Raw genomic sequence first — 9,711 nt, 5'->3', positions numbered from 1 at the left:
GCCGGGGTGAGCGCGATCCGGCCCGGCAGCGCCCGGCCCGTGACGTTCGCCGGCCGGCCGTCGGTGACGGTGCCGGTCGGGGCGCACTACGTCTCCGACCCGCTCGACTTCCCCGTGGCCCCCGGCTCCGTCCTGACCGTCACCGTCCACCTCGCGGAGGGCCAGCGCTCCGGCGCCCTCACCTCGCACCCCGGCTCCAGGACCACCTCCTACCTGGCGCCGGGCAACCAGGCCGAAGCACCCGATCTGACCGGCGCGACCCCGGTCGACCACTGGTACCTCCTCAGCGCCGTCGAGGTCCTGCCGGAGCGCGACACGGCCGTGCTCGCCCTGCTGGGCGACTCGCTGACGGACGGCAGGGGCTCCACCACCAACGGGAACGACCGCTGGCCCGACCGGCTCTTCGACCGCCTGCGGACCGACCCGCGCACCGACGGGGTCGCCGTCGCCAACCAGGGGGCGGGCGGCAACCGGGTGCTCGCCGACGGCCTCGGCCCCGGCGCCCTGGCCCGGCTGGACCGCGACGTGCTCGCGCTGAGCGGCGTCCGGTGGCTGATCGTCTTCGAGGGCGTGAACGACCTCGGCACCGCCGAGGCCACCCACACCGCGCAGAAGCAGGTGGCCGACGACCTGACCGCCGCCTACGAGCAGATCGTGGTCCGGGCCCGCGCCAGGGAGCTGCTCGTGTACGGCGCCACGATCACGCCCTTCGGCGGCAACGACCCCTACGACGACCCTCAGGGGCACCGGGAGGCCGCCCGCCAGGCGGTCAACGAGTGGATCCGCACCAGCGGCAGGTTCGACGCCGTGATCGACTTCGACCACGCCGTCCGCGACCCGGCCGAGCCGCGGCGGCTGCTCGCCGCGTACGACGAGGGCGACCACCTGCACTTCAACCCGGCCGGCTACCAGGCGCTCGCCGACGCCGTCCCGGCCGCGCTGCTGCGCCGGTAGCCGCCCGGTCAGGGCTCGATGTGCGCCTTCATCGGCTGCCAGGGCGCGGAGTCGAACACCAGCAGGATCGAGACAATCTTGCCGTCCGCCAGGCGGAAATGCTCGGCCGTGCGCTGGACACCGGCGGGGGTCGCGGTGTGCACGTCGTACACGAGGGTCGCCTCCGCCTCGCCGTACAGCTCGCTGATCAGCTCGACGCCGGTCACGATCGAGACGAACCCCGGCAGCGTCGCCAGGTGTCCCGCCCGGTCGTCCGAGTCGATGAACGGGCTCTGGAACCGGAACGGCTCTCCCAGATGTGCCGCCGCCGCGGCCGCCTCGCCGCGGAAGCGCGCCTCGTGGTAGCCGCGCACGGTACGCCGGGTCCGCTCCCGGGCGCTCGCCGTCATCGGCGCGGCCCGTTCTGGGCGAGGTGCTCGGCCAGGCGCCGCTGGTTGCCGGCCAGCCGCAGGCACAGGTCACGGAACGCGACCAGCTCCTCGGGGCTGAACCCCTGGAACAGCGCTCGCATGGCCAGCTGGGACGGCTTGCGGAACGCCTCGATCCAGGCCCGCCCGGCAGGGGTGATCTCGGCCAGCACCGAACGCCGATCATCCGGATCCGGCGCCCGGCGCGCCAGCCCGTCGTTCTCCAGCGTGTCCACCAGGCCGGTGACGTTGCGGGAGCTGACCCCGGCGGCCCTGGCGAGCTCGCCGATGCTGATCCCCTCCGCGCTGCCGCTGAGCCGGAGCAACAGGTCGAGCGCGCCCGCGCTGACCCCTCTGCCCTCGGAGCCGTGGGCACGCATCCGCTCGACGGCGTGATGGGCGGTGCGCACGGCGGCGCTCGCCTCGAAGGCGAGCAGGTCGCCGCCGTCCTCGCCGACGAACCGGGTCATGGCCGCCCTGACCCGCGGGTCGTAAAGGGTGCCGTCGGGATCACTCTGGAAATTATGTACGTCCTTCATCATATTTTACGAGATTAGTACACCCTTCCAGATTTCACCACCTACGAACGTTGTGCGAGGAAGACGAACTCCAGACCGGGCCGGTCGGGCGCGTCGCGGACCTCGCGTACCGCGAACCTGCTCGCGACCAGCTCCGCCTCGACCTCGTCGCGCTCGCGGAAGCGCAGCGTCGAGTCCGACGTCAGCACCTGCCCGTCCGCCGCGAACACCCACGTGCCCCGGAACGTCACCAGCGGCCCGCTGACGTCGAGCAGGTCGCACCAGGTCTCGACCGCCCCGGCACCCTCGACCTCCACGACCCTGTACGTCTCCTCGCGATTCCACCTCAGCCAGGCCCGCTTCGCCGGATCGCGGGTCTCGAACACGACGTGCCCGCCCGGCCGCAACGCGTCATGGATCCCGCGCAGCGTCCCCGTCCAGTCCGCCGGCTCGGCGATCGCCTGGGCGACGTTCGCGGTCATGGTCGCGAGGTCCACCCGCATCGGCGGCAGGCCCGTCGCGTCGCCGTGGATCCAGCGCACCCGCTCGCTCCCCGGCTTGGCCCGCGCCACGTCGAGCGAGGCATCGGCCGGGTCCACCCCGGTCACGTCGAAGCCGCGCCCGGCCAGCAGCAGCGCGAACGTCCCCGTGCCGCACCCGACGTCCAGCACGCTGCGCGCGCCGAGCTCGGCGGCGACGGCGGCGTACACCTCCAGGTCGCTGCGGTCCGGGTCGAGCGGGTCGTAGATCGCGGCCAGCCGCGGATGTTCGAAAATTTGGTCAGCCATGCGTGGCACGATATGCCGCCTCGCGGGAGCGCTCGGCGACGGCCCTGGCGTGCCAGCCGTGGGCGCCCAGGCCGGCGAAGATCTCGGCGGCCTCGTCGGCCAGCCCCATGGACAGGAGCACCCGCCCTTCCAGCAGCGGATCGCTCAGCCTCCTGGCTCCGTCGAGCGCGTGCGCGAGCATCGACTCCGCCTCCGCCGCGTCTCCCGCGCGCTGGTGGCACTGGCCGAGCGTGAAGGCCACGTACGCCTCCCCGACCGGATCCTCGATCTCCCTCACCAGGCCGAGCGCCTGCTCGCAGGCGACGCGGGCCTCCTCGATCCGGTCCTGGGCGAGGCAGACGTCGGCCAGCCGCTTGGCCACGATCGCCCGCCCGGTGCGGTTGGCGGGGAGCAGGAGCGCGGCGGCCTCCAGGAGCACCGCCCGCGCCTCGTCCGCGTTGTCGCCGTGCTGCTCCAGGTGGCTCATGGTGATCAGCGCGGTGGCCTGTCCCAGCCGGTCGCCGGCCGTCCTGAGCAGGCGCCTGGCCCGGTCGAGGTTGGCGCGGCAGGCTCCGAACTCGCCGACGTTCTCCAGCAGGCTGGCCTGGTAGCGCAGGGCGAGCCCCAGGCCCTGGCCGTGGTCCAGGGTCTCGAACTTCTCGATCGCCCGATCGAGGTGGTGCATGCCCTCCCGCACGTTCCGCTGGTGCACGTGCATCGCGCCGAGGCACAGCTCCATCATGGCCACGCCGAGCCGGTCGCCGTGCTCTTCGCACGCCCGCAGCGCGGTCTCCGCGGCGACGCGCCAGTCGTCGTAGTGGGCACGCCGCTCGTACAGGAAGACCGCCGTGGCGGCCAGCTCCCAGGCCGGCCCCGGGCACCCGAGCGCGGCACATAGGCCCGTGGCGGCCACGATGGTGTGGCGCTCCGACTCCACCCAGGCCACGTGATCGTCCCGCAGCGGATCGACGGCGATGGGGCGGGGCAGCCATCGCGGGGTGTCGCCCAGCACGATCCCGTCGCCGGGGCCGCGCCCTTCGCGCTGCCTGGCCTCCTCGACCAGCGTGAGCAGGCAGCTCGCCGTCCTGGTGACCGCCGCGGTCCGAGCATCGGGCTCCTCCTCCACGTACGCCCGCTCCCTGGAGAACAGCCGGACCAGGTCGTGGAACCCGTAGCGCGGCTGACCCGCCAGATCCTGGCCGAGCGGCTGGGCGAGCTGGGCGTCCACGAGTTGCTCGCACAGCTTCTCCGCCGTCAGCAGCGGCACCTCGGCGAGCGCGGCCACCGTCCAGGCGGCGAACCCGCTGGGCAGGTCGAGCAGCCCGAGCCGGCGGAAGGCGAGCCTGGCCGGCTGGGGCAGGTCACGGTAGCTCAGCGCGAAGCTGCCGCGCACCTCCAGGTCGTCCTGGCGCAGCTCGTCCAGGCGGCTTCGCTCGCTCTCCAGGCGGTTGGCCAGGCTCGCCACCGTCCACGTGCTCCTGGACATCAGCTTGCCCGCCGCGATGCGCAGGGCGAGCGGCATCCGGTCGCACAGCTCCCCGAGCCTGCGGGCGGCAGGCCGCTCGCGCGCGATCCGCTCGGCGCCCACCATGCGCGCCAGCAGCTCCTCGGCCTCCTCGGGGCTGAGCACGTCCAGGCCGACGCAGCTCGCGCCGTTCTGGGCGATGAGGCCGCCCAGCGGGGCGCGGGAGGTCACGATGACGCAGCAGGACGCCGAGCCGGGCAGCAGCGGGCGCACCTGGGCGGCCGAGGCGGCGTTGTCCAGCACGACCAGCACCCGCCGGCCTTCGAGCAGGCTGCGGAACAGCGCCATGCGCTCCTCGATCCCGGCCGGGATCCGCTCGCCCGGCACGCCGAGCGCGCGCAGGAACCTGGCCAGCACCGCCTCCGGCCGCAGCGGCGGCGCGTTCTCGTCATGGCCGCGCAGGTTGGCGAAGAGCTGGCCGTCGGGGAAGCGACCGGCCACGCGATGAGCCCACGACACGGCCAGCCCGGTCTTGCCGACGCCCGCCACCCCGTACACCACGCAGATCGGCAGCGTGCGGTCGCCGTCCTCCCGGTCGAGCAGCGTGCCGAGCTGTGCGAGCTCGCCTCGCCGCCCGGTGAACGCCGACGCCGCCGGCGGCAGCTGGGCGGGCCGTTCTCCCGTTCCGGCCCGACCGGCGGGTGACGCGGCGCGCCCGGCGGACGCGCCGCGCGCGACCCCGGCCGGCTCGTCCCCGGCGGGCGCGTCGCGCAGGATCCTGGCGTGCGTCTCCCGCAGCTCCGATCCCGGCTCCAGCCCCAGCTCGCGGACCAGGATCTCGCGACCGCGCTCGTAGATCCCCAGCGCCTCGGCCTGGCGCCCCGACCGGTGCAGCGCCAGCATGAGCTGCCCCCTGGCCCGCTCGCGCAGCGGATGCTCCGCCACCAGCACGCCGAGCTCGCCCACCAGGTCCCGATGGCGGCCGAGCTCCAGCTCCGCCGCCGCCCAGTCCTCCAGCACGGTCAGGCGCAGCTCCTCCCACCGGTCGGCGGCCGTGCGCAACGACGGATTGTCCATGCCCGGCAGCACCTGGCCGCGCCACAGCTCCAGCGTCTCGCGCAGCAGCGTGGCGGCCCGCTCGGGCGACTCCCCGCGCGCCAGGCCGACGTTCCGCTCCGCCTGCCGCGCGTCGAGGTACGGGGCCCGCACCCGATATCCGGGCGCCACCGTCTCGATGAGCCCGGGATCGGCGCCCGCCGTACGCAGCGCCTTGCGCAACGAGGACACCGCGATCGTCACCTGGCTCCGCCCCGAGGCCGGCGGGCTGTCCCCCCACACCTGGTCCATGAGCCGCTCCGCGCCCACGATCTGGCCCTCCGCCAGGAGCAGGGCGGCGAGCACCCCCTGCGCCCTGGGCCCGCCCAGGGTGATCCCGCGCCCGCCGACCGTCACCTCCAGCGGCCCGAGAATGCGGAACCGCGTCTCCTGCGCTGCCATATGGGTTTCCTGCGCTGTCATATGGGCCCCCGCCCGGCCGGAATCGCCTGCTCGATGCCGTTCACCACGCACGCGTCGCCGGCCGGCGCCACGTGCTGTCGCGCCGATGTCATCCGACCAGTCTGGGCAGCTCATCAATTGTCTGGAAGACCCTTTTCATCACGCCAGACAAACCCCAGGCCGCCGGAAACCCCTGCTGACCTGTTTGTCGGGCCGTCCATCGGATGCGTAGCTTGAGGTGATCGAATAGCCGATGCCCCCGAGGGAGACGATGGGACGTCGCGAACGGCCGCTGGACCCCGCCGAAGGACCCGTCCCCCGCTTCGCCGGCGAGCTGCGCAAGTTACGGCAGGACGCGGGCGGGCTCACCTACCGGGCCATGGCCGCGCGCGTGCACTATTCCGCCGCGACCCTCGCCCAGGCCGCCGCCGGGGATCGGCTGCCGTCGCTGCCGGTCGCCCTGGCCTACGTCCAGGCCTGCGGCGGCGACCCGGAAGAGTGGCGCGAACGCTGGCAGGAGGCGGCCAGGGAGGCGAGCGAGCAGGCCGCCGCGCTCGACGACGGCGGGGAGGCCCCCTACCTCGGGCTGACCCGGTTCGAGCCGGGCGACCGTGACCGGTTCTTCGGTCGCGACGCGCTGGTGGAGCGGCTGGCCGAGCTGGTGCGCGACCACCTTTTCGTGCTGCTGACCGGGCCGTCGGGGAGCGGGAAGTCGTCGCTGCTGCGCGCCGGGCTGATCCCGCGCCTGCGCGCGGCCGGCGGGACGGCGATCCGGGTGCTCTCCCCCGGCCCGCATCCGCTGCGCACGCACGCGGGACTGCTGCGCGCCGGGGACGGCGGCGACAGAGTGGTGATCGCGGACCAGTTCGAGGAGGTCTTCACGCTGTGCGCCGATCCGGCGGAGCGTGCCGGGTTCATCGACGCGCTGCTGACCGCCGGCCGGGCTCGGCCGGGGTCGCGGGTGGTCATCGCCGTCCGGGCTGACTTCCTCCGCCATTTCGCCCGATATCCGGATCTCACCGGGGTGGTCAGGGACACCACCTTGCTGACGGGCCCGATGAGCCCGGCAGAGCTCCGCGAGGCGATCGTCAAGCCGGCCGCCGCCCGGGGCCTGACCGTGGAACGTACCCTGACGGCCCGGCTCGTCCACGACGTCGCCGACGAGCCCGGCGGGCTGCCGCTCATGTCCCACGTGCTGCTGGAGACCTGGCGGCGGCGGCATGGGCGCGCGCTCACGCTGCACGCGTACGAGTCGGCGGGCGGGCTCCACGGCGCCATCGCCCGCACCGCCGAGGACCTGTACGACGACCTCCCGCCCCCGCTGCGGCAGGTGATGCGCCGCCTCCTGCTGCGGATGGTGAACCCGGGCCAGGGCGCCCAGGACACCCGCCGCCCCGTGCCCCGCCCCGAGCTCCTCACGGGCGAGGGGGAGGACGACGCCGAGCGGGTGCTGGAGCGGCTGGTGCGTGCGCGGCTGGTCACCATTCACGAGGACACGGCCGAGCTCGCGCACGAGGCGCTGCTCACCGCCTGGCCCCGGCTGCAGTCGTGGATCGAGGAGGACCGCGAGGCGCTACGGGAGCTGCGCCGGCTCTCCGAGGCGGCCGCGTCCTGGCACGAGCTGCGCCGCGACCCCGGCGCCCTCTATCGCGGCGTCCGGCTCTCCACCGCCCAGGAGCAGTTCGCCTCGCCCGCGCGGCAGGCGGATCTGTCGCCGCTGGAGCGCGAGTTCCTCGCCGCCGGCCTGCGCGTACGCGATCGCGACCGCCGCCGGCGCGGGCTGCGTACCGTGGGGACCTCGGCGCTGCTCGTGTGCACACTGATGGCGGCGCTCGTCGCCTGGCAGCAGAACCAGGCCAACGACGCGCAGCGGCGAGAGACCGAGGCGCGCCGCCTCGCCGGAGTAGCCGAGAGCCTGCGCGCGTCCGACCCGGTCACCGCGATGCGGCTCAGCCTCGCCGCCCGGCACGTGGCCGACCTCCCGGAGACCCGCTCGGCCCTGCTGGGAGCCATGGCGCAGAAGGCGCAGGACTCCTTCACCGTCCCGGACGCCGGCCCGGACGCCATGACGGGCCTGAGCGCCGACGGGACCACTCTGATCAGCATCGGGGCGGGGCAGGTGACCTCCTGGGACCTCGACACCCACGCCAGGACGCTGACGCGGCCCGGGCTGGGCGCGGCCCTGCTCGACGCGGGAGTCAGGAGGGGGGACGCCGGCAAGGTGCCGCTGTTCGAGAAGGGCGGGAAGATCACGTTGTGGGATCTCGCCACCGGCGTCAGGGGCACCGACGTCCTGGGCACCGCCCCCGCGGGGTTCGAGGCGGGAACGAGCGGCAGGAGCGTCGCCGGATACGGCATGACGGGCTCCGCGTACCGGGTCAGGCTGTGGAGCACGGACGACCGACGGCTGCTGCTGGACGTGCGCACCCCGCGCAAGCCCCGGCCCGCCGGCATCACGCGGTGGCCGTGGGCCTCCGGGTCGGCGTCGCTGCGCTACGACCGGGACAAGCGGGCCTATACGGACCCGGAGCTGCCCGACGCGACGGCCAGCCCGGACGACCGGCTCCTCGCGCTCTGCGTCCCCGGCGCGGCCCTGCAGATCTGGGACGTCGCGGCGGGCCGCCGGATCAGCACGCCGTGGGCGCCGGACGTCACCACCGAGCAGTGCATCAACGAGCGGGTGCGCTTCACGCCCGACGGGCGGCACGTCGCGGTCATCTCTCCCACCCAGGTCCGCTTCTGGGACGTCCGGAGCGGGAAGAAGACCGCGACGGTGGAGTACCCCCGGTTGCGGGATCTCGCGTTCAGCGCGGACGGGCGATTCGTGGTGGCGACCGACGGCGCCGACATCCTGCTGTGGCGCGTCAGCCACCCGGAGTCGCCGGTCTTCTGGGCCCCGCTCGCCGGCGAGACCGCGAGCGACCTGCGGATCGACCCGGCCGCCGGCTGGATCCGGTACCTCGCGGGCCCCGACGGCGACTGGGGAGCCACGGTACGCACCCTCCGCCTGGGCCCGGTCACCACCGCGGAATGGCAGGACCAGGCCGCCGGCTCCGCCGCGTTCTCCCCCGGTGGGGCCACCCTGGTCACCGCGTACGCGAAGGGGGCGACCCGCGTCCGCTTCCGCGTGCGGGACACCCGCGCGGGCCACTCCGACGACCTCGACGCGAGCTGCCGCCCCTCCACCGAGCCGATGTTCCACACGTGCGAAGCCCTCATGGCGTTCAGCTCCGACGGGAGATCACTCGTCTACGGCGCAGGCGAGAGCCACGTGCAGAGCCTGCCGCAGCGGCTGTCGATCTGGGACGTCACCCGCCGCCGCCAGACGGACGCCGTCGTCGTGCCCGGCGATGGCGACAGAGCCATGAGCGCCGTGGCGTTCGGTCCTGGCGACACGTCGCTGCTGCTCGTCGCGATGCCGGTGGCGGGCAGCACCCGAGTCTGGGATCTGCGCACGCGGACCGTGACCAGCACCATCCCGGACACCCCCGCCGGCGAGGTGGTCCTGCGTCCCGGTGGCGACCTGCTGGTCAACTCCGAGGGCCAGGTCGTCAGCCTGTCCACCGGCAGGAGCGGGCCGGGCCCGGGCAAGACGAGCGCGCTGGCGTTCAGCGGGGACGGTACGCGGCTGGCGGCGGGCGATCTCTCCGGAAGCACGGTCCTGTGGGACGGGGCCGTCCGCCGGCGGCTGGGCGTGCTGGCCACCGACAAGGGCTCGATCAGCCACCTGACCCCGTTGCGGTTCGTCTCCGCGCTGGCCTTCTCCCCCGACGGGCGCACGCTGGCGGTGGGCGACTACACCGGCCTGCTGCACCTGTGGGACACCGAGTCCAGCACCCCCATCGGCCTGCCGCTGCCCACGCCCGGGGACGCCGTCCTGGCGCTGGCCTTCGGCCGGGACGGCCGGACGCTGTACAGCGCGGGCCGGCATACCGGGCTGCGCACGTTCGATCTCGGGCCGGACGCGGCGGAGGCGGCGGTGTGCGCGAGGGCGGGTGGCGGGCTGAGCCCCGAGCAGTGGCGGACCTACGTACCGCAACTGCCTTACCGGGCCCTGTGCCGGACCGGCGAGTCGTAGCGCTCCGGCCACCCGAAGGCATGGC

At 74.3% G+C, this 9,711-nt stretch carries 6 protein-coding genes; 2 read left to right on the top strand and 4 right to left on the bottom strand.

Annotated elements, in window-relative coordinates; genetic code table 11:
- A partial coding sequence (locus ETD85_RS37335) for an SGNH/GDSL hydrolase family protein (RefSeq protein WP_138694543.1) occupies nucleotides 1–954 on the top strand: 954 nt, incomplete at its 5' end.
- Nucleotides 955–962: 8 nt separating this feature from the next.
- Here ETD85_RS37335 and ETD85_RS37330 read toward each other — a convergent pair.
- The 4 genes from ETD85_RS37330 to ETD85_RS37315 are packed head-to-tail and all read right to left on the bottom strand — an operon-like array spanning nucleotide 963 to nucleotide 5,608.
- Nucleotides 963–1,343: a hypothetical protein gene (locus ETD85_RS37330; protein WP_138694542.1), complete on the bottom strand. Its 381-nt coding sequence runs from the start codon at nucleotides 1,341–1,343 to the stop codon at nucleotides 963–965.
- The gene (locus ETD85_RS37325; protein WP_206059110.1) at nucleotides 1,340–1,903 is read right to left on the bottom strand and encodes a MarR family winged helix-turn-helix transcriptional regulator; all 564 of its coding nucleotides are present in this window, start codon (nucleotides 1,901–1,903) and stop codon (nucleotides 1,340–1,342) included. Before ETD85_RS37325 ends, ETD85_RS37330 begins: the two co-directional genes overlap by 4 nt.
- A 38-nt stretch (nucleotides 1,904–1,941) precedes the next feature.
- The gene (locus ETD85_RS37320; protein WP_138694541.1) at nucleotides 1,942–2,667 is read right to left on the bottom strand and encodes a class I SAM-dependent methyltransferase; all 726 of its coding nucleotides are present in this window, start codon (nucleotides 2,665–2,667) and stop codon (nucleotides 1,942–1,944) included.
- Nucleotides 2,660–5,608: an AfsR/SARP family transcriptional regulator gene (locus ETD85_RS37315; RefSeq protein WP_170247048.1), complete on the bottom strand. Its 2,949-nt coding sequence runs from the start codon at nucleotides 5,606–5,608 to the stop codon at nucleotides 2,660–2,662. The genes ETD85_RS37320 and ETD85_RS37315 overlap by 8 nt, the downstream gene beginning before the upstream one ends.
- 271 nt (nucleotides 5,609–5,879) lie before the next feature.
- Here ETD85_RS37315 and ETD85_RS37310 point away from each other — a divergent pair, with 271 nt between their 5' ends.
- The gene (locus tag ETD85_RS37310) at nucleotides 5,880–9,686 is read left to right on the top strand and encodes an nSTAND1 domain-containing NTPase (RefSeq protein WP_138694539.1); all 3,807 of its coding nucleotides are present in this window, start codon (nucleotides 5,880–5,882) and stop codon (nucleotides 9,684–9,686) included.
- The last annotated feature ends 25 nt before the right edge of the window (nucleotides 9,687–9,711 follow it).

This window comes from Nonomuraea zeae, from assembly GCF_005889725.1.
In the GTDB taxonomy this organism is placed as follows: domain Bacteria; phylum Actinomycetota; class Actinomycetes; order Streptosporangiales; family Streptosporangiaceae; genus Nonomuraea; species Nonomuraea zeae.
Note: the sequence above shows the minus strand (reverse complement) of the source record. Positions and strands in the feature narration are given on the sequence as shown.

Excerpts from the sequence above, each read along its gene's own strand:
- ETD85_RS37315 (WP_170247048.1), bottom strand. The coding sequence starts at position 5,608 with ATGGCAGCGCAGGAGACGCGGTTCCGCATTCTCGGGCCGCTGGAGGTG.
- ETD85_RS37320 (WP_138694541.1), bottom strand. The coding sequence starts at position 2,667 with ATGGCTGACCAAATTTTCGAACATCCGCGGCTGGCCGCGATCTACGAC.
- ETD85_RS37330 (WP_138694542.1), bottom strand. The coding sequence starts at position 1,343 with ATGACGGCGAGCGCCCGGGAGCGGACCCGGCGTACCGTGCGCGGCTAC.
- ETD85_RS37310 (WP_138694539.1), top strand. The coding sequence starts at position 5,880 with ATGGGACGTCGCGAACGGCCGCTGGACCCCGCCGAAGGACCCGTCCCC.
- ETD85_RS37325 (WP_206059110.1), bottom strand. The coding sequence starts at position 1,903 with ATGATGAAGGACGTACATAATTTCCAGAGTGATCCCGACGGCACCCTT.